This window comes from Cellulomonas sp. P4_H4 (assembly GCF_056400865.1).
Genome location: NZ_JBFUKL010000002.1, coordinates 413210 through 432547, shown reverse-complemented (window position 1 = coordinate 432547; position 19338 = coordinate 413210). Strand labels below are relative to the sequence as shown.

The 19338-nt window shown below is 68.4% G+C and carries 15 protein-coding genes and 1 tRNA gene; 6 read left to right on the top strand and 10 right to left on the bottom strand.

Annotated features, from left to right (window positions below; genetic code table 11):
* Positions 1 to 26: 26 nt before the first annotated feature.
* Entirely contained in the window at positions 27 to 1202 is a 1176-nt protein-coding gene (locus AC1DPN_RS08260) for a VOC family protein (protein WP_477084250.1), read from the bottom strand.
* A 151-nt stretch (positions 1203 to 1353) separates the two neighbouring features.
* Positions 1354 to 1728, bottom strand: coding sequence for a PH domain-containing protein (locus AC1DPN_RS08255; protein ID WP_477084591.1), 375 nt, complete (start codon positions 1726 to 1728; stop codon positions 1354 to 1356).
* A 728-nt stretch (positions 1729 to 2456) separates the two neighbouring features.
* Here AC1DPN_RS08255 and AC1DPN_RS08250 point away from each other — a divergent pair.
* Positions 2457 to 3326, top strand: a complete 870-nt coding sequence (locus tag AC1DPN_RS08250) for a hypothetical protein (RefSeq protein ID WP_477084249.1) — start codon at positions 2457 to 2459, stop codon at positions 3324 to 3326.
* A gap of 275 nt (positions 3327 to 3601) precedes the next feature.
* On the opposite strand, the gene AC1DPN_RS08245 is transcribed toward AC1DPN_RS08250, so the two are convergent.
* The 5 genes from AC1DPN_RS08245 to AC1DPN_RS08225 form a co-directional block, all read right to left on the bottom strand.
* Positions 3602 to 4339, bottom strand: coding sequence for a primase 1D-like protein (locus AC1DPN_RS08245; RefSeq protein ID WP_477084248.1), 738 nt, complete (start codon positions 4337 to 4339; stop codon positions 3602 to 3604).
* Complete coding sequence (locus tag AC1DPN_RS08240; RefSeq protein WP_477084247.1) at positions 4336 to 5067, bottom strand: ComF family protein; 732 nt, start codon at positions 5065 to 5067, stop codon at positions 4336 to 4338. Before AC1DPN_RS08240 ends, AC1DPN_RS08245 begins: the two co-directional genes overlap by 4 nt.
* Entirely contained in the window at positions 5064 to 5942 is an 879-nt protein-coding gene (locus AC1DPN_RS08235; protein WP_477084246.1) for a DNA-processing protein DprA, read from the bottom strand. Before AC1DPN_RS08235 ends, AC1DPN_RS08240 begins: the two co-directional genes overlap by 4 nt.
* A gap of 56 nt (positions 5943 to 5998) precedes the next feature.
* Positions 5999 to 7390, bottom strand: a complete 1392-nt coding sequence (locus tag AC1DPN_RS08230; protein ID WP_477084245.1) for an SIR2 family protein — start codon at positions 7388 to 7390, stop codon at positions 5999 to 6001.
* 305 nt (positions 7391 to 7695) lie between these two features.
* Entirely contained in the window at positions 7696 to 8100 is a 405-nt protein-coding gene (locus tag AC1DPN_RS08225) for an ankyrin repeat domain-containing protein (RefSeq protein ID WP_477084244.1), read from the bottom strand.
* 438 nt (positions 8101 to 8538) lie between these two features.
* Between AC1DPN_RS08225 and mobF the strand changes: the two genes are divergently transcribed.
* Positions 8539 to 11376, top strand: coding sequence for a MobF family relaxase (gene mobF / locus AC1DPN_RS08220; protein WP_477084243.1), 2838 nt, complete (start codon positions 8539 to 8541; stop codon positions 11374 to 11376).
* Between the two features lie 303 nt (positions 11377 to 11679).
* Positions 11680 to 12810: a tyrosine-type recombinase/integrase gene (locus AC1DPN_RS08215; protein ID WP_477084242.1), complete on the top strand. Its 1131-nt coding sequence runs from the start codon at positions 11680 to 11682 to the stop codon at positions 12808 to 12810.
* Between the two features lie 166 nt (positions 12811 to 12976).
* On the opposite strand, the gene AC1DPN_RS08210 is transcribed toward AC1DPN_RS08215, so the two are convergent.
* Positions 12977 to 13342: a VOC family protein gene (locus tag AC1DPN_RS08210; RefSeq protein ID WP_477084241.1), complete on the bottom strand. Its 366-nt coding sequence runs from the start codon at positions 13340 to 13342 to the stop codon at positions 12977 to 12979.
* 266 nt (positions 13343 to 13608) lie between these two features.
* On the opposite strand from AC1DPN_RS08210, the gene AC1DPN_RS08205 reads away from it, so the two are divergent.
* Entirely contained in the window at positions 13609 to 13947 is a 339-nt protein-coding gene (locus AC1DPN_RS08205) for a hypothetical protein (protein WP_477084240.1), read from the top strand.
* 116 nt (positions 13948 to 14063) lie between these two features.
* On the opposite strand, the gene AC1DPN_RS08200 is transcribed toward AC1DPN_RS08205, so the two are convergent.
* A tRNA-Arg gene (locus tag AC1DPN_RS08200) sits at positions 14064 to 14136 on the bottom strand.
* Between the two features lie 199 nt (positions 14137 to 14335).
* On the opposite strand from AC1DPN_RS08200, the gene AC1DPN_RS08195 reads away from it, so the two are divergent.
* On the top strand, positions 14336 to 14821 hold the full coding sequence (locus tag AC1DPN_RS08195) for a VOC family protein (RefSeq protein WP_477084239.1): 486 nt from the start codon (positions 14336 to 14338) through the stop codon (positions 14819 to 14821).
* Here the strand turns inward: AC1DPN_RS08195 and AC1DPN_RS08190 are convergent, their stop codons facing one another.
* Positions 14822 to 17452, bottom strand: coding sequence for a LuxR C-terminal-related transcriptional regulator (locus AC1DPN_RS08190; RefSeq protein ID WP_477084238.1), 2631 nt, complete (start codon positions 17450 to 17452; stop codon positions 14822 to 14824).
* 290 nt (positions 17453 to 17742) lie between these two features.
* Here AC1DPN_RS08190 and AC1DPN_RS08185 point away from each other — a divergent pair, with 290 nt between their 5' ends.
* Positions 17743 to 19311 carry a phage tail sheath family protein gene (locus AC1DPN_RS08185; RefSeq protein WP_477084237.1) on the top strand — a complete coding sequence of 523 codons (1569 nt, stop codon included), beginning with the start codon at positions 17743 to 17745 and terminating at the stop codon, positions 19309 to 19311.
* Positions 19312 to 19338: the final 27 nt, after the last annotated feature.

The window sequence follows — 19338 nt, the reverse complement described above, 5'->3', positions numbered from 1 at the left end:
GCTGATCTTTGCGGAACGCAGCGAGCTCATGGCCCGCTGACGATCACCAGTTCGTTGCCTTCGGGGTCGGCGACCCGCCAACGATTCTCTGACTCGTCAAGGAGCCGGCCACCGGCTGCGACGGTCGTGGCGAGGCGCTCCAGCGCGAGGTCCGACGGCACAGCGAGCTCGACGTGGATGCGGTTGCGCTGCCGGCGCCGCTCCGTCTCCGACGTGTCGATCTCTTGGAACATCAGCACGGGGTTCAGCCGCCGCGGATCGTAGATGTCGATGACCCAGGCTCGCCGGTCGGGGGTGTATCCCAGTGCGGCAACCCAGAACGCGCGGACCGCGGCGACGTCGGCGGCGTCGAAGACGAGCTGAGCGAAGCGCGACAGCCCCGGATCCGCAGTGGCACCAAGCTCGCGGGCAGCGGTCTGGAGGTCTCCGGCGAGTGCGGCGAAGTCGAGCTCGAGACCATGGGCGTCGTCCTCCCACTGATCCTTGCCGCTGTCGACGATCACGAGCCCGGGGCGCAGGTCGACCAGCAGCGGGAAACCCGCGTCGTCGGCCAGCGCCGCTGCTGCAGCGGCCAGGTCACGCTGCTGCGTCGGCGAGGTGATGCGGTAGTACGCGATCGCGCTGAACACCGCCTGCCAGTCGGAGGTCCCGGCCTTCTCGCTGAGTGCGTCGCCCGGCACCAGGTCGACCTCGTTGCCGTCAGGATCGGAGTGACAGACCCCGAACACTCCGAATGCCTCACCAAGGCTCGCCTGCTCGACCGCCGCGGCCGGCCGCACCACGTCGAGGTGGATGCGGTTGCGCAATGGCCGTCGTTCGGTCGAATGCCGGATCCGTATCGTGGGGTCGCGCTGGAACGGATCCGCCAGGTCGCCGTCATTCGCTGTCGCGTAGTCAAGCGCGCTCTGCCAGAACGGCCTTACCGCAGACGGGCTCGCGGATTCGAGCACGACGCTCAGATGCTGCAGCACGGCAGGGTTCGCGGCCAGCCCGAGATCGCGCGCGGCCGCCGACACTGCCTCCGCGTGCTCGTCTGAGTCGAGACGCACCCGGACGCCTGTCGCGCGCACGTCGACCAGGACCTCGGCCGACACCTCCACGATGCGCCCGGCCAGTGCGGCCCCGGCGATCAGCGAAGGCGCGTCGAACCATGCCGTCGCAACGCCATCGACTACCCGCCAGTCCGTTCCGTTCTCGGCCATGCCCTTCACCGTAGAATCCATTCCGGTCAGTCTCCTTCCGGATGGTGATCAGTCTGGCCGGGCCATGGACGCCGCTGGCATCCCCGCTCCGACCAAGCGCCAGCCGCGCACTGGCTACGCGCGAACAGCTCGGACTCCGGCCACCTCGCCGTCAGTGACTCCTGAGGACCGCCCAGGCGAGGAGGCTGTCGATGCGACGGATGTCGGCTCCCTTGGTGAGCTTCACCTTGATGTGGCCGGCCTTGGTCCACAACTCGATCTCGGCATCGCGGTCGAGCATCCCGCCTGCGTTCTCCGAAGACCACATCTCGATCGAGCTGTAGGGGAGCGAGTAGATCTCGACCTTCTTACCGGTGATGCCCTGCGCATCCCTGACGATAAGGCGCTTCGTCGTGAACGTCGCCGAGTCACGGAATGTCTTGAAGGACGCCACCGTTGTCTCACCCTCCACGAGGAGCGGCTGCACGTCGTCAGGTACCGGGATCTCCTTCTGCAGGGTCCATGCGAAAATGGCGGCGGTCTCCACCACGGGCCTCCTCTGAACGTCGTGCCCCTGTCGGGCGCGAACGCACACCACGGTACAGACAAGCAAGAGCCCGGCTCACTCGTCGAATGCCAGGCTGACGTGGGGCGACGCACCGCATCAGCGCTCTGATGACCGCGAGGTCCCGCGAGCGCCGCGGCGGGGCCCATCGGCTGCAGCCTCCCGGCCGCGGACCTCGACCAACACCGTGCGCCTGGGCAGATTCAAATGCCGACACCCGCTTTAGGAGTTCGACCCCAGCCTGGTCCCAGCGCGCTGAACTGCGGAAATACACGTCAGTAGTTCAAGAAATGACACCGTTCCGAGCGTGCCGCTGACCACACGCTGACCACACCCAGTTTGATGTGGTCTCGCTCCGCCCGCCCACGGCGCGGACTGCTCGCTTGAGTCGGAGGTCGATTCGGCTTCCGATTCGCCGACTCCCGACGGGGGTTGCCCATAGATTTGGCCCCGGTTCAGGTTTGGTGCCTGCGACCTCCGCCGACGCCATCGGCGTCGCGATATGGCGAGAGTAGTCATGTCTGACCGGGCGATCGCACGGGAGCCCACTGAGGCGCGGGAGGCCGATCATGCGGCGCACTACGCGCCCCACTCACCCAGAATTGCGCAAGGCGAGCAGGTCCCGCGTACGCCCGGTCCGACCGGCAGTGCGGCTCGAGCAGAGGTCGCGCCCACGGGCGGACGTCCCGAGCATCGCTGTAATTCTGCTGGTGGCCGGAATCCTCTCTATCGTCGCCGGACTGTGGCTCGCGCTCCCTGCGCTTGCGAAGCACAACAGTTCGAGCTTCTCGGGCAACGCCGTGCTGTGGACGAGCGACCCCGACGCCAGCCCGTGGCTCACCGCGACCGTCGTCGACCAGGGTCGAGCGTTTTCAGACGACCAAGTCGGATATCTAGCATTCACAATCGGATGGGGCGAAGGGCGCTCTTACTCACCACCCGGACCCGGCGTCAGGTGGCTCCTAGCCCTCGATGGGGACGCACGCTTGACGGACGCCACGACCTGGGGACCGGGAGATGACGTCGAGCCGACGGCGCCCAGTGCCGTTGGCGACTACAACGGCAGTGAAGCTCAGTGGTTCACCGGCGACGGCAGCGACTGGGTCGAGATTCGAGGGAAGCCGGGGTCCCCGATGGTCGTTGCCACCGATGACCGAACGACCGTGCGCATGCCTCGACTGGGAGGCGACTTTCTAGTTGCCGTCGGCTTCCCGAATCCGCGCCCCGATCTACCAGTGCCCGGCTCGTGGTACGTGCCCACATTTGCCTGGAACACCGCCGACGCGAGCGTGGCGGTTACGAGCAATCTCTCACTGACGTCGGTCATCCCAGACGACGCCCTCATATCCGACACATCGCTCGTCTGGGGGTCGGACTCCAGCATCACCGCGTCGGCGACGCTTGTTGATCAGGGGGCGCTCGACGAGCGAGCCGTGAGAGGCTTTGTAGGAGGCATCCTGCTAGGTGTCGGGCTGCCCTTCGTGATGGAGGGCGGCATCAGAATGTCGGAGTGGATATCCGCGCGGACCCGAACCCCGGGACGCCGCAAAAGTCGCCGCCCTAGGCGGGCTCGCGCCTAGGGCGGCGATGAGCGTGGCAAACAGCTTCCCTGGCGCGCCTACTCCTGCCCGCGGGGCAATCCCGTAGTGCCGAGCCGAAGATGCTCGCATATCGCGCCGGCCCGCCCCGCCAACTCGATCTGAAACCCGAGAAGGCGACGCGCCTCTCCCCGCTGCGATACGGTCTCAATAGACGAATCACATGGTGGCACTAGCGAGCCCAGTAATTCGCGTCGGATGGTCGTTCCTACGACGCGACTTCAATCCAACTTTGGGCGCGCCCTGAGCGAACGACGCTATCCGCGGCGACCAATTCGGGCCACAAGGCGAGTCTCACGGGTATGGCGTTCAACGTCGGTTGAGATCCGCAATCGGCATTCGCCATCAATGAGGGCATGTGAGACCCAGCGGGCGTCGACGATGGGCGAAAGCAGTTGTGCGTGAGCCAGAAATTGGACCAGGTCGACGTCGTCAAGCAATCTTTCGCCGACAAAATGATACGAATTCCCGGAGGCCAACAATATGCCATTAACGCCGAGGGCAGACAACGCGTCACCGGCGACTTGTGCCGTGAGGGCACCCGCGTCTCTGATGGCGAGATCCAACATTGGGACGTGGAGGGCACCGGGATTCTGAGGTAGTCGGGAACACAGGCTGACAACCGTGCGGGCTGCCATGTCGGCCCACCGCCGGTCGGCAAGAGCATCCTCCAACTCGTCGACACTCATGATGTGCAACTCTTTGGACCCTGCCGTGTCATGCCGCAGCGCACCAGCAATCAACGCCTCTCGAGTCTGCTGGCTGACTTGCGACATGTCCTGCAACACAAACTCCCAAAACCCGAACCCGGCTTCGCGGGAACGTGCACGAGCTGCTCGTGTGATCGTCTGCGCCTCCGGACCAACGTCACCGCCGCGGAACGAGGCCGGTCTTGAGATCACCTCGACCTCAACACTGCTGACGCCTGCTGCGCGTAGTAGGGCTGGCAGCACCGCGACAAGCGTTGTGGCGTCATCTTCTTTGGCGCGGGTCAAGATGCTGACTCCGCCACGAACGGCCCGTCTGCCCAAGTGAATGGCCCGCTCCGGGCGTCGTCCCATAGAGCCCGTGCGGCAGCGTGGTAATCCGGGTTGATGCGGCGCGCCAGGACAAGTGCGCCAGCAACGTGCCCGCCCCCAAGACGAATGGCTTCGGCAGCAGAGTTGAGGTGGGCGCCAGTCGTATACACATCGTCGATTAGATAGATGCGGGCGCCGGCGGATGTGTCGGCAAGCTTGTACGCGTTCGGATTCGCAGTGCGATACCCAATCGGCTCGCTCGTGCGGCTCAGCGAAGCCATAACGGGGATTCCGAGGTCAACTTCGGCGACAATGCGTTCGAGGGGGTGCGGCGGCGTGCGGTCGGTGGACGGAACGATCAATATGGCGTCCAGCGGTTCGAGAACGGATCGAATTGCGCGCCAATGGTGGTCGACGAAGCCTTGGAGGACCTGGCGGAGCAATGGCGCGGCAGCCGGATCGTACTGGTCAACATCGCCTGGCCGCGCCTTGTATTGCGTAAGCCAGTTCCGCAACGCTGATGGTTTGGTGTACAGCGTCACGAATGACGCGGCGATGGGATCCGCTCCGATTACTGCTGCAACTTCGTCGCAGTTCTCACAGCGAGTTTGCACGTTGGAGACCCATGTGTGGCAGAAAATGCACGTCCCGGGCCGGTTCGCGTCCACCACGGCCAACTCGTTGCGCAGGACGGCGTCGATCACGCAGGCACCGTGTGAAGAATTTCTTGCACATCGTGAGCTTCGTCGAAGAACCGGGCGGCGCCAGTCGAGGCGAGTTCAGTCGCCCACGGCAAGCGACCCAAAGTGGGACGCCACATTACGCAGGGTCGTCCGTACTCCAGGGCGCGAGTTAGCGCCTGCCGACTGCCGGAGCGCTCGGAGGCGTCCATGACGACAAAGACATCGGATAGGGCCGCGATCGTCGCGTTCCGGACCAAGAAGCTTGTTCCCGTTCGTGGTGCGTTTGGAGGGAATTGCGATATCAGAGCCCCTTGACGCACGACATCCTCAGCAAGGCTCGCGTGCGCGCTCGGATAGATGTCAAGGATGCCTGTACCAAGTACCGCCGTAGTGCGTCCGGCAAGCAGCGCCCCGCGGTGGGCTGCCCCGTCCACGCCCAGAGCAAGACCCGAGACGATGTCGGCGCCATCAGCGGCGAGGACTCGGGCGATGTCTGACGCCGCCTTCAGAGTGGTCGCGTCGGCGTCGCGCGATCCAATGATCGCCGCAGCGGGAGCGCGGTCGTCCGCCACCTCCCCTCGAGCGAAGAGGACTGGGGGCGCGTCCCAAACGGTCGCCAACCGGGCCGGATAGTCGTCGTTGCCTGCCACTAGGAGCCGGTAGGCGCTCTGGCCTTCCACCTCTCGATCCAGCCGGTCACGCCAGTGCAGAACCCGATCGGGATCAACAGCTTCGACGAGGTACCGGGTCAGAGGTGAACTGTTCGGCGTGATGAGACCCGAGGTCAAATCGTGCAACTGGCCGTGATCGCGAAGGATGCGGGTGAGATCTGCGGGGTCGGCGGGGGCTACCTCTAGCGCTGCGAGCACCAGTGCGGCCAGACCGACGGTTTCCATACTTGAACGGTAGACGACACCCCTGACAGCTACGTCTTCGTGCCTCACCATCCTGCTCAGTCGCGGAAGTACATCGCCTGATCGAGCAGCCTGCTCGCTGCGCGCGCGGCCACGCCAAGATTCGGATCGTTGAGCCGCTCCCAGACGGCTGGGTCGACCGGTCTGCCGCCTAGGTCAGGTGGGGCATCCTCCACGTCTCTCCAGTACTCGGCGGCCGCTCCACCGGCACTGGCGAACGGCACGATGCCTACCCCCGCGGCGCGTGCCCAAGCAATCTCGTCCTTCGTGTTCGCGCGGCCACCAATCAGCACCATCGCTCGGCACTCGGAGAGCAATTCAGGTACCAACTCTTCGCGTTCAAGGGCGTGGTAGACGAACGTACCCAGGCGCTCTTCCGCGGCTTCGGCCGGTGCTGTCGACGAGCGGAAGTTGAACTCGAAGTCACTCGCACGGTAGGACTTCTCCGCGCGTCGATGCTCGCCTACCTGCTGGCTCAAGTGCCAGCCGGCCGGACCTGCCATGGATACGAAGGTCCAATCACCACGCTGAGCGACCTGGTCGGCCAGCGCTGCGCAAGCCTGGCGGCCGATCGCGGTCGGATTCCCCCTTTCGAAGCTCCCGGATACGAACAGCCGCTGTGGTCGGGTTCGCCGCACGAGGGCTGAGAAGAGCAGGTCAAGTTCGACATAGTCGCCAACCTCATGCACACGGACGCCGGAGTCTTCGAGGTCGCTCACGCGAAGGTTGTGTGCGCGAAGCTCGTCGTTATCGGTTGCCGCTGGGCGCCGCATCACCGTCATGTGTCGGTCGCCGACCGCAGTGCCAAGAGTTCGCGCGAGCCGTAACAAGATCTCGATGTTGGGGTCCGTAAAGCTGAACCCAACAAACAGCATGGTTCGGCTGAGGTAGGCGGCCTTTAGCAGTGCCCACATCCTCCGGTGCTCCTGCTGGTACTCCTCGTAGTCTCGCCGGGTGATCACGGGCGTACGCGCCCATCCCGTCTCGGAAAGCGATCCGTGCATCTTGATAACGCAACGCCGAGCCGCGCCGATTTGTGCGCCGTCATCCTCGTTCTCGATGACGACGGCGCTTCCGCAGGCGATCTCGATCAACTGGTCGTAGTTCGTGGTCCAGATCTGATCGACCGGCAGCCGAGCCAGGTCGATGTGCGCTGGGCCGGGCACGGCCCCGACCGCAAGGATCTGCTCGCGGATCGCCGACTCAAGTTGATCCCGACTCACATCACCCGTCTGCACGATGTATTCGGCGACAAGCGGTAGGTCATTGCCCATCGGCACGTTGGCGGTGCGCGCGGGTGCGGCGAGGAGTTCAGCCCAGTCGGGCAGACGAACGGCACGCGAGAGACCGGCGCCAACGAAGATCACAGCGTTGCCGATCTCAGCCGCACGACCGAACTCGTCGACAAGAGTGTCCACGGAGAGCGCCATGTGCGAAGTATCGCGGACCGCGAGGCACCCGCTTGCGACGACGCGCATCGCTGCAGATCGGTCGACCCACCCAACGTCGACAGTGGTCGCTATTGCTCGTCAATAACCGCAGAACGCCATGCCGCCGTTCGAGCGCTCCGGCACTAGGCGCCGTCATGCACGATCGGTCAGGCAGACACGACCCACGTGCTCGGGCACACGTGCAAGAAGAGTCGACGCTGTGATCTATCGGGCCGGCAGGCGAGGTACGCCTCTCGCGCCTCAGGGCACACGGTCGTCAGCTGTTGACCGCGAGTCGTCGTCGGTCACGCGGGTTTGGCGTCGTCGAACAACTGGGCCACGGGGGCGGTGGCGATGAGTTCGGCGAGCTCGACGGGAGTCTTGCCTGCCCTATTGCGATGGTCCGGGTCGGAGCCGTGCTCCAGGAGCATTTGGACGAGGCGCCCATCACCGCGGGAGTTGAACACCGCGGTCCATAGCGGCTGGTTCCCGTGTCGGTCCTCCAGATCGACGCGCGCTCCCATGGCAAGGAGCGCCTCGGCAGCCTCGATCTGAACCTGTTGCGCCGCGAAGTGCAGGGGCGTGTAGCCGCTCTTGTCTTGGAGGTTTACGTCGGCCTCCGCCGCGACGGCTCGTCGAACCGCCTCCGCGTCTCCCTCGAGTGCGAAGTAGTGCAGCGATGAGCGCCCCTCGCGGTCCAGTACCGTCATGCCGCCCATCCTGACGTACGCCTCACTCAAGCGCGGAGCTCGCGGAGCCGCCGACCAGGACGCCGACCTCAGCCCGGGGAACTCATGCCCAGCTGACGATCATCCTTCCGTTTCCTTCCATGTCGGCGACCCGCCATCCGTCGTCTCCTCCTCCACGAGCCGGCCCCGCGATGGTCGTGGCGGTGCGCAGCCGCGGTCCGAGCGTTGGCTGACGCTGCATCGGAACTCGTTACCGCCCAGCGGATCCAGCATCGCCCTGCGCCTGCTGCGCCTACCGCCTTCCGCAGTACTCGGCGTCAGGCAGGCTCGGAGCCTGCACTCGTCGCACTTGCGGCACTGGTTACACGCCGGCGAAATTGCCGTCGCGTCTTACACACTTTCTGGCGCACCTACACGTGGGAGCACTCGCACGAGCTGCTCCCACGGGAGGTGCTCGCGGTGCTGTCGACGCACAAACTGACTGTCGGCGACGGGTACGCATACCTGACGAGGCACGTCGCGGCCGGCGACGCAGGGTTGTCCGCCGGCGACTCGCTCACCACGTACTACGAGCAGACGGGCAATCCGCCGGGCCGGTGGATCGGCGGTGGTCTGAACACCCTCGGCGACGGGCGACTCAGGGCGGGCACGGCTGTGTCCGAGGCCGCGATGACGGCGGTCTTCCGCGACGGGTGCGACCCGATCACCGTCGAGCCGTTGGGCACGCCCTACAAACAGATCGTGCCCGGCGAGGGCCGGCACACCGTCGCCGGGTACGACCTGACCTTCACGGCGCCGAAGTCGGTCTCGATCCTCTGGGGCTTGGCCGACGACCGGACGCGGACCGCTCTCTACGACGCGCACCGCGCCGCCCTGACCTCGGCCCTGAAGTTCGTGGAGCACTCGGTGATCCGGACGAGGGTCGGCGCGGCTGGCTGCCGGCAGGTCCGGACGCGCGGCATGGTCGCCGCCACGTTCGACCACTGGGACTCCCGCGTCGGCGATCCGAACCTGCACACGCATGTCGTCGTCGCGAACAAAGTCCAGGGACCCGACGGCGCGTGGCGGTCCGTGGACGGCCGGACGTTGCATGCCGCGGTGGTGACCGTCTCCGAGCTGTACGACGCGTTGCTCGCCGACGAGGTCTCGCGGCGACTGGGCGCGACGTGGTCGTCGCGTGCCCGCGGGGAGCGCCGCAATCCCGCCTTCGAGGTCGATGGCGTCAGCGAGAACCTGCTGGCGGAGTTCTCTGGTCGGTCGGAGCAGATCCACTGCGCGGAGCAGCGGTGGGCCGAGGAGTTCGCTGAGCAGCGGGGACGGGCGCCTTCGCGTGTGGAGACGACGAAGGCGCGCCAGCATCTGACTCGCGAGACTCGGCCGCCCAAGGTGGTCCGTGCGCTGCAGGAGCTACTGACCGACTGGGCCAACCGGGCGCGTCCCCTGACAGGCATCGAGCCGGTCGACCTGGCAGCCCGCGCCCTGGCCGGCCGCTACAGCCGTCCTCTGCGGGCGGGCGATGTGGGGCCGGAGGTTCGCGCGGCGATCGTCGCCCAGGTCCTCGAGGACGTCTCGGGCCGCCGATCGGTCTGGTCGACCTGGAACCTCGGCGCTGCGGCGCTGCGCTCGTCGCTCGAACTACGGATGGCCTCACCCGAGGACCGGCTCCGGCTCACCAACACGATCGTCACCGAAGCCGGCCAGGCGTGCGTGCGCCTCGACGACGACACCGATCCGACCCGCCGTCGGGTTGGGGAGGAGACGTACACGTCGCTCGAACTCCTTCAGGCCGAGCGCACCCTGCTCGATGCCGCGGAAGCCATCGTGCCGCTCGGCATCCATCCCCTGGCGAGCCGCCTCGCGGACGGGCGCATGACGCACCTGTCCGACGACCAACGGGAGGCGGCCAAGGCTGTGCTGCTCTCACCGCGGCAGCTCGACGTGCTCGTCGGCCCGGCTGGCACCGGGAAGACCACCACGCTGAGCGCCCTGGCCGATGAGTGCCGGCGTACCCGCGGAGCGGTCATCGGTCTGGCCCCGTCCGCCAGCGCCGCCTCGACCCTCTCGGAAGCTCTCGGTGCGCGGTGCGAGACCGCCGCCAAGTGGATCTACGAGTCGACCGGTGACGGAGCGATGCAACGAAGGTTGCGGTACGCCGCCTACACAGCCGCCGTGGACGACCCGACGGCCACGTACTCGGATCGCCGCGCTGCGAACGAGCGCCGCTACGCGCTCGCCGTCGATCAGGAGCAGTGGCGGTTCCGGCGTGGGGACCTGGTGGTTGTCGACGAGGCCTCGATGGCGGATACCCGAACGTTGGCCGCGTTGATCGACCAAGCCGGCGCAGACGAGGCGAAGGTGCTGCTGGTTGGGGACCACCTGCAACGCGGAGCGGTCGACGCCGGCGGCGCGTTCGGGATGCTCGCCCGCCGCGGGCCGACCGCCGAGCTGCGCACCCTGTGGCGGTTCAGCCAGCCCTGGGAAGCGCGCGCCACCCTCGAGCTGCGCCACGGCAGCCCGGCCGCCCTGGACGCCTACGTCCGGCACCGCCGGATCAGCCACGGCACCCACGACGAAATGCTCGACGACGCCCTCGCCGCGGCCGCTGGAGCCGAGGCGAACGGCCGAGTCGTCCTGCTCGCGGCCGCGGATCGGCGGACCGTGAACGAGCTCAACGCCCGCAGCCGTGCCGAACGCGTCCGCACCGGCGACGTTCGCACCACCGGCATCACACTGAGCGACGGACTGACCGGCGGCGTCGGCGATCGCATCGTGACCCGTCGCAACAACCGGCGGCTGCGCACCAGCGACGGGTTCGTCCGCAACGGTGAGCTCTGGCAGATCACCGCCGTGCTGCCCGACGGCGGCCTGCGCGTCCGGGCCGCCGGCGACGCCGCTGGCGGGACGTTGAGCCTTCCCGCGGGGTACGTCGCCGAGTCCGTCGAACTCGGCTACGCCACCACCACTGCCCGGTCCCAGGGCATGACCGTCGACGAGACCCACACCGTCATCACCGCCGGCATGGGCCGCGAAGACCTCTATGTCGCTGTCACCCGCGGCCGCCACCTCAACCGGCTCTACGTCGCCACCGACCGCCCCGACCCGGACTGTCTGCCGAGCAGCGAACCCGAGGTCCTCGAGAGCTGCTCGACCGCATCCTCGCCAGTTCGCACGCCGAGACGTCGGCCACCGAGACCTGGGCGACCCATCACCCGGAGAGCCCAGAGCCGCCGTTGCCGACGACCCGTCCACAGCCCGCCATCCCGCCGCTGCGTCCACCGATCACGCGCGGCCCCTTGACGCCCCCGACCAGCCCAAGTCCCGATGGACCTGTGCTGGAGCGGTGGTGACCGCAAGATCCGTCAACTCACGCAAGGAGAACGATCATGACGACAACCACGCAGTCCGACACGACCGCACCCGCCATCACCCCTCGTCGGCAGTACTACCGCGTCAAGGACGCGGCGGCCGTCCTCGGGGTGCCCGTCCGGACGCTCTACCACCTGGCCGAGACCGAGCAGATCCCTGCGGCCGGCTCGGCACCGTCATCCTCATCCCGGCCTCGTGGGTCGATCGGGAGCCCGCGCAGCCGCGCCGACGCTGATGTCCGTCACCCGGCGGACGTTGCCCTCGGGCAAGGTGACCTGGCGCGCGAAGGTCTTCTTCGAGCACCGGGTCATCGCCGAGAAGTCGTTCCCGCGGAAGACCGACGCCAAGCGTTGGGAGGCCGACCAGCTGGTCAAGCTCCAGAGCGGCACCTGGATCGACCCGACACGCGGCCGGGTGTCGTTCGGGTCGCTCGCCGAGGAGTGGCAGGGCTCGCGACAACACCTCGCGGTTCGGAGTCAGGAGACGACGCGGTTCCTGCTCGACTCCTACGTCATCCCCGTGCTCGGGCGCCTGCCGATCGCCGTGATCTCCGCGACGGACGTCGAGCGCGTGCTCACGGCGATGACGGTCCGCGGGCTGGCGACGGCCACCCGGCGGCGCGTGCTGTCCGTCATCCGGCTGGTGCTCGACTACGCCGTCCGGGACCGGCGTGTCTCCGTCAACGTCGCCCGCTCGATCCCGCTCCCCAAGGGCACGACCAAACGCGAGCCGCACTGGCTGCGCGCGGAGCAGCTGGGCAAGCTCGCCGACGCCATGCCGCCAAACTGCCGGCCGGTCGTGCTCTTCCTCGGCCTGGCCGGCTGCCGGTTCTCGGAGATGTGCGCGCTCCGGGTCGACGACGTCGTTCAGACCCCGCACGGCCTCGGCGTCCGGATCCACCGCGCCGCCCCGCAGTCGAAGAAGACCAGCGGCGCGGTCTTCGGCCCGACGAAGACGCACCAGACCCGAACCGTGCCGGTCCCGCCAACGCTCGAGACGTACGTGCGGGAACGGATCGAGAGTGCGCCGTCGGGCTCGTACCTGTTCCCCAGCCCGACGGGCGCGATATGGACCAACACCAACTTCCGGGTTCGATCCCGCTGGACAGAGACGACGCAGACCGTAGGCCTGGCGGGCACGACGATCCACGACCTCCGCCACACCGCGGCCTCGCTGCTCATCGCCGCCGGCGCTGACGTGAAGGCGGTCCAGATGATCCTCGGCCACGCCACCGCGACGATGACGATGGACCTCTACGGCCACCTCTTCTCGGAGGCGCCTTGGGTGGCGATGGAGCGCATGCCAGTGTTCTCAGAGCCGCCTCCTCGCCTCGGACCCGCGGCGCACCAGCCACCAAGTGCTTGAGCCATGCTCCGGCGATCCCGCCGACCTACGTCGTCCTCGGGACCAATCACGAGGTCGGCTGCTCGAGAGCGGTGCTCTATCCCCTGAGCTACAGGCGCGCGGGCTGCGGGAGCGACCCGGGTGCGCCCGATGGAACCCCGGACGCGGGAAGGCACCACCGATCGGTTCACTCCTCGCTCAATACGCAGAACTCGTTCCCCTCGATGTCCGCCAGGACGACGAACGAGCGCGACGGCCCTTGCCCCACGTCGACGCGAGTCGCGCCGAGCGCCTCGAGCCGTGCGACGTCGGCGGCCTGGTCGGCGGAGTAGAAGTCGAGGTGGACGCGGTTCTTCACGGTCCGCGGCTCGGGGACCGGTTGGAACACGATGGTGGGCGGGCCGTAGACGGTCTCGCCCTCCTGCGCCTCGATGATGACCTCGCCGCGATCTCCGGATCCGCGGCCGGACCAGCCGAGGGCCTGTTGCCAGAAGTCCGCGACGGTGGCGGGGTCGGCGCTGTCGATGACGATTCCGCTGAAGATGAGTGTCATGCCCTTCATCGTGCATCAGGGGTCTGATGCTCCCCGCCGGTCTTGGCAGAGCCGCCCGGTTGCCGCCAGAGTCGTGCCACGCCCACGGCAGGTCTGCTCGCCGCCAGCTTCGAGGGTGACGTCCTCGTCCCCGGCTCCCCCGAGTACGACTAGGCGCGCGTCGTCTGGAAGGCACCGTCGATCGTCGCCCGAAGTACGTCGTCAGCGGATCACGATGACCCTCGCAGCCCGACGTCCCGCGGCAAGCACCGGGCTAGGGTCTCGGCGTGGACTTCACTGACGAGGAACGGGCGGTCCTGCAGGCAGGACTCAGCGAATGGGGTGGGCCCGCGCACCCGAACGAAGCTGTCGCGGTTGCGATGGGATTCGCCGGCGTCGCGAACCTCTACGAGGAGTGCAACCGGCTCGGGGCCTTGATCCGCGCAGGTGGTCGCGCGACCCGCGCTGACACCGACCGCGCGATCGCTGCAACGGAGTTGGTGTTCGTGTCGGACCGAGTCGGTTCTGGCGTCGATTGGGAGACGACAACCGGTCTCTCCGATGCCGAGACCATTCGGCACCTCCGCTCGATCCAGCGCAAGGTGCTGCTCGGCGCGACGCTCTGACTTGGTTCACCAAGCATGAGGACTGCTGACCACATGCTGACCACGAACCGGACATTGCGGTCGCAGCCACCACACGGGTCGCACCCAAGATCGCGCTGACCTGCAACAACACACTGTGCGCCTGGGCAGATTCGAACTGCCGACACCCGCTTTAGGAGAGCGGTGCTCTATCCCCTGAGCTACAGGCGCGCACGCCGGACGGGTGGGATACGAGCCCGTCAGACGCCCAGGAGCCTACCGAACTCGCCAGGGCACGGCGTCCGCCCAACTAGTCCGCCCAACTAACGAACCGCGCCATGTCGAGATCCCCGCGTCGGCTCCGACCACCTCATGAAAGGACGACGCACCGGCACGAGGCCACGCGTCGCTGACGACGGAGGCAACCGAGATGACCATCAGCCCGTTCCTGTGGTTCGACGACGAGGCCGAGCAAGCCGCGCAGCGGTACGTCGAGATCTTCCCCAACTCGCGGATCACGACCGTGGCCCGTTACCCCGACGGGGCGCCCGTGCCCGCCGGCACGGCCATGACCGTGGACTTCGTCCTCGACGGCATCGAGATGCAGGCGCTCAACGGTGGCCCGCAGTACACGTTCAACGAGTCGTTCTCGCTGGTGGTGTCCGTGCCGGACCAGGCCGAGTGCGACCGCGTCTGGGACGCCCTGCTCGAGGACGGGGGCGAGCCGGGGCGGTGCGGCTGGCTCAAGGACCGCTGGGGTCTGTCGTGGCAAGTGATCCCGGCCGCCCTGCCGGCACTGCTGGGCGACCCGGACCCCGACCGTGCAGGTCGCGCCATGAACGCGATGTTCACGATGAGCAAGATCGACGTGGCGGCCCTGGAGGCGGCGGCCGACGGCGTCGGCGCCACGATCTGATCAGCGCAGGACGACCGACAGCCCCTCGCGCGAGTGCACACCCGTCTTGGCGAACACGCGCGCCAGGTGGCTGTCCACGGTCCGCACGGACAGAGTCAACCGCTGGGCGATGGCCCGCGAGGTCATGCCACCGGCGGCGAGCGCGGCGATCTCCTGCTCACGACGCGTGAGCGCGACCGGCGCCTCCTGCGGCGGGAGCCAGAGGCCGGCCCGGTTCAGGGACCGCTCGGCGATGCGGATCAGGTCCGGGTCGCCGATGGCGAGTGCGGACACGTGCGAGACGAGCGCGGCGGCGCGCGGACCGTCGACGAGCGACGAGAGCTCCTCGACCCGGGCGAGCAGGACCGGGTCGATCAGGCGACCGCGCACCGACCGGTCGACGCAGCGGTGCAGCGCCTCGAGCTCGGTGCGGGGCAGGCCGTGGCTCGCAGCCCAGCCAGCGAGGTGGGAGGCCTCCTGCGCGCCACGCGGGTCGCGCATCCACAGGAGGGCATCGACGCGTAGCAGGCGAATCTCGGACTCGAGGCCGGCGGTCGTCCCGAGGTGCGCGTCGGACACCGAGGCGAGCAGCGCGCGGGCGGCAGAGCCGTCACCGGACGCGGCGGCGGCCAGGGCCTCGGCGGCGTGCGTGAACACCGCGACGCCGCCCAGACCGGTCGCGCCGAGGCGGGCCGACGCCGCACGCAGGTCGGTGCGGGCGGCTGACCAGCTGCCGTGCGCCGCTCCGACGAGCCCGCGGGTGATGTGGGTGGCCACCCACTCGGGGGCGGCGTAGGCCGGGTTCGTCCCGGCGACGGTCTCCGCGGCGGTGATGTCGCCGGACCACAGGGCGGCGAGGAAGCCCGCGATCGCGACCTCGCTGAGGGCCCAGCGGTAGCGGTCACGGTGCGCGACGGCGAGCTGCGTGTAGCGGGCGGCCACACGTGCGGCGTCGGCGAACCGGCCGGACTGCGCGAGGCCCAGGATCGTGGGGCAGGCGAGCGGAAGGGCGAGGCCCGCGACGGCGGGGTCCATCAGGACCGTGAGCGCGGCGTCGAGGTCGGCCCGGCCCGCGTACGCGAGGCGCGTGAGCCGAGCCAGGTCGAGCTCTCGTCGGCCGACCATCGCCAGGGGCGCGGGCAGGGTGTCGATCCACCACTCCGCCGGTCCGAACGAGACGAGCGCCTGCAGCAGGTCGCCGTCCTGGCTGTGCGCGACGCCCGCCTGCATCGCGACCGCGGCCACCATCAGGCGGACGGTGCGGGCGTCCGGGGACTTGATCTCCCGGATCGCGTCGATCACGTCGGCCAGGTCACGGGCGGCCCGCGCGTGCTCGGCCTGGTGCCACCGCGCGTCCGCCCGCTGCACGATCAGCTCGATGCGGTGCACGTCGTCCAGCAGTCCTCGACGCAGCGCTGCGGTGGTGAGGCGCACGACCGTGTCGGGCTGCTGCATCTCGAACGCCGCGTCGATCGCGGCGCGCAGCCGGGGCGCGTCGACCGCCATGTCGCAGTCGAGGGTCAGCGAGACGGACCGCACGAGGGCGGGTCCGCTGCGCAGGCCGTCGTGGGTGAGCTCGGCCACCCGGAGCAGCACCTCGCGACGCTGGGCGCGCGGGATGCCGGAGCGGACCGCCTCCGCGTACAGCGCGTGCGCGAGGTCCACCAGCACGTCACCGGATCCCGACACCGAGATGCGCGGGGTCAGGGTCAGCAGGCCGATGCGCGTGAGCTCGTCGACCGCGGGCCTCGGCACCATGTCGAGCAGTGCGCCGAGCGGTATCGGGCACGCCAGCGACGCGACCTCGATGGCGTGGCGCGCATCGGCGGACAGCAGGGACATGTCGTGCGCGACAAGGTCGAGGAGTCGCCGACCCGGCGTGGCCCGACCGGTCCACACCCACACGCCGTCGGCCTGCCGCAGGGCGCCGCCCGGACGGTCGGCACGCACCAGCTCGGACAGGTGGAACGCGTTGCCGCCGGTCTCTGCCCAGACGCGCCGCACGGTGTCGACGGACACCTGGCCGCCCAGCTCGGCGATCAGCCAGTGCTCGACCTCGGTCATGGTGAACGTCGGGACGTCGATGCGCTCGACGATGTCGTCCTTCCACAGCTCCAGCCAGGGCGAGCCGGCGACGGCAGAGGCACGGGCGGTCGCGACGACCAGCACCTCACCCTGCTGCACCATCCAGCCCAGCGCCTGCGAGCTGGCGGTGTCGAGCAGGTGCGCGTCCTCGACGCGCAGCACGAGCGGGCCGCCGTGGGCGCGGCCCCGCAGGGATGCAGCGACGGCGGCGACCGTGCGGGCCACGCTGCCGAGCGACACGAGCGCGTCGTCACCGAGCAGCGGCTCCAGTGCGCCCAGCGGGATGCCCCCGCGGGCCGAGGCACCCGAGATCGTCACGACGTGCGGCGCGGTCCCGTCGGCGAGCCGCAGGATCGACAGAGCGGTGGTGACCAGGTGCGTCTTGCCCACGCCGGCGTCACCGACGACGAGCACGGAACGTCCGCTGGCCAGCTCGCTGCGGACCTGGTCCACGACGGGACGTAACAGGCTCGTGCGACGACGCGAGTGGTGGGCCTGGACCTGCTGCGGGACCGACGGCTGACCGTCCGCTACGGGCTGGGCCAGCACGTGGGACGGCGACGACACCGTCGTCGTCGACGGATGCTCATGTCCTGACACCATCGGGTTCCCGCCTCGTGCACGACACAGCGCCAGACTCGTGTCTCTCGCTTGTGTGTCGGCACGGTGCGAAGCGTTCCCGAGCACTTGTGCCAAGTCGAAACCATATGGCTCGCAGCAGGGGTTTGAAAACCTCGGTAGCGATTACCGATGTCCCGTACGGAGGGGCGTCCTTAACGTGACGACGACACACCCGCGTCGCAGCGTCCCCGCGCAGGTCATGCCCGGGCGGGAGCGATCCAACTTAAGGATGGCCAGTGCCCACATACACCGCGCCCGGCGTCTACGTCGAAGAGATCCCCTCGAGCCAGAAGGTCCTCGCTTCGGCGCCGACCGCTGTGGCCGCATTTGTGGGGTTCACCGAGCGAGCGCCCCAGGACGACCCCAACGACCCGCAGGGCCTCGCGCCCCGTCTGGTCACCAGCTGGACCCAGTTCGAGGCCCTGTACGGCGGCTTCGTCGAAGGGGCGATCCTGCCCCTCTCCGTGTACGGCTACTTCCTCAACGGCGGCAGCCTCGCGTACGTCGTCCGCGTGCCCAACGCGGAGCCGTCCGGTGAGCCCGCTCGCCTGGCCCTCCCCGCCGCGGACCGCTCGCTCGGCCTGCCGATCTCGGTGGAGTCCATCGAGCCCGACGCCAACCTCACCATCGTCGTGGAGGCCGCCGAGGTCGCCGACGACCACGACGGTCCCGCACCGTTCAGCATCACGATCGTCGACGGCGGCGAAGCCGTCGAGAGCTACGACGACCTGACGCTCGGTGGCCCCCGTGATGCCGCGACGGTCATCAACAAGACGTCCACGCGCGTCAAGGTCGAGGTCAAGCTCGCCGAGGACGTCGACCTGACGAGCCAGCTCGAGCTGCTCAAGCCGGGCGCGTACACGCTCGAGCAGGCCGCCGCCAAGCCGGTCCCGGTCAACGGCCGCAAGTTCGCGGGCTCGGAGTCGGCACGCACCGGCATCGCCGGCCTCGCGATCGCCGACGACGTCACGATCGTCCTGGTCCCGGACCTGGTCACGGCCGCGACCAAGGAGGACGGGTCGCTCGACCTCGGCCTCTGGAGGGCCGTGCAGACGAGCCTCATCGCGCACTGCGAGCAGCACGCCAACCGCATCGCCATCCTCGACGCCCCTCCCGGACTCACGCCGCAGGCGGTCAAGGAGTGGCGCACGGACACCGCGAAGTTCGACTCGGCGTTCGCGACGCTCTACTACCCCTGGATCAAGGTCGAGAACCCGACCGGCTCCAACGGCAACTCCGAGATCCTGATCCCGCCGTCGGGCCACGTGGCCGGCGTCTGGGCCCGGACCGACGAGACCCGCGGCGTGTGGAAGGCCCCGGCCAACGACACCATCCGCGGCGTCCTGGACGTCGAGCGGAGCATCACCCAGGCCGAGCAGGGTGTGCTCAACCCGCTGGGCATCAACGCGATCCGGCCGTTCGGCCAGCGCGGCATCCGCATCTGGGGCGCCCGCACGCTCTCCAACGACACGGACTGGACGTACATCAACGTCCGCCGCCTGTTCAACATGATCGAGGCGACGATCCTCGAGGGCACGCAGTGGGCCGTGTTCGAGCCCAACAACGTGGCCCTGTGGGAAGGCGTGAAGCGCACGCTCAACGCATACCTGCGCGGTCTGTGGTCGGCAGGCGCCCTGTTCGGCCAGAGCCCGCAGGAGGCGTTCTTCGTCAACTGCGACGCGACGACCAACCCGCCGGAGTCGATCGACGCCGGCAAGCTCGTCGTCGAGGTGGGCATCGCGCCCGTCAAGCCGGCCGAGTTCGTGATCTTCCGCATCAGCCAGAACAAGCAGACCGCGTCCTGAGCGCGCGACCACCACTCACTTCAGACT

Excerpts from the sequence above, each read along its gene's own strand:
- AC1DPN_RS08215 (WP_477084242.1), top strand. The coding sequence starts at position 11,680 with ATGTCCGTCACCCGGCGGACGTTGCCCTCGGGCAAGGTGACCTGGCGC.
- AC1DPN_RS08195 (WP_477084239.1), top strand. The coding sequence starts at position 14,336 with ATGACCATCAGCCCGTTCCTGTGGTTCGACGACGAGGCCGAGCAAGCC.
- AC1DPN_RS08230 (WP_477084245.1), bottom strand. The coding sequence starts at position 7,390 with ATGGCGCTCTCCGTGGACACTCTTGTCGACGAGTTCGGTCGTGCGGCT.
- AC1DPN_RS08235 (WP_477084246.1), bottom strand. The coding sequence starts at position 5,942 with ATGGAAACCGTCGGTCTGGCCGCACTGGTGCTCGCAGCGCTAGAGGTA.
- AC1DPN_RS08210 (WP_477084241.1), bottom strand. The coding sequence starts at position 13,342 with ATGACACTCATCTTCAGCGGAATCGTCATCGACAGCGCCGACCCCGCC.
- AC1DPN_RS08225 (WP_477084244.1), bottom strand. The coding sequence starts at position 8,100 with ATGACGGTACTGGACCGCGAGGGGCGCTCATCGCTGCACTACTTCGCA.
- AC1DPN_RS08260 (WP_477084250.1), bottom strand. The coding sequence starts at position 1,202 with ATGGCCGAGAACGGAACGGACTGGCGGGTAGTCGATGGCGTTGCGACG.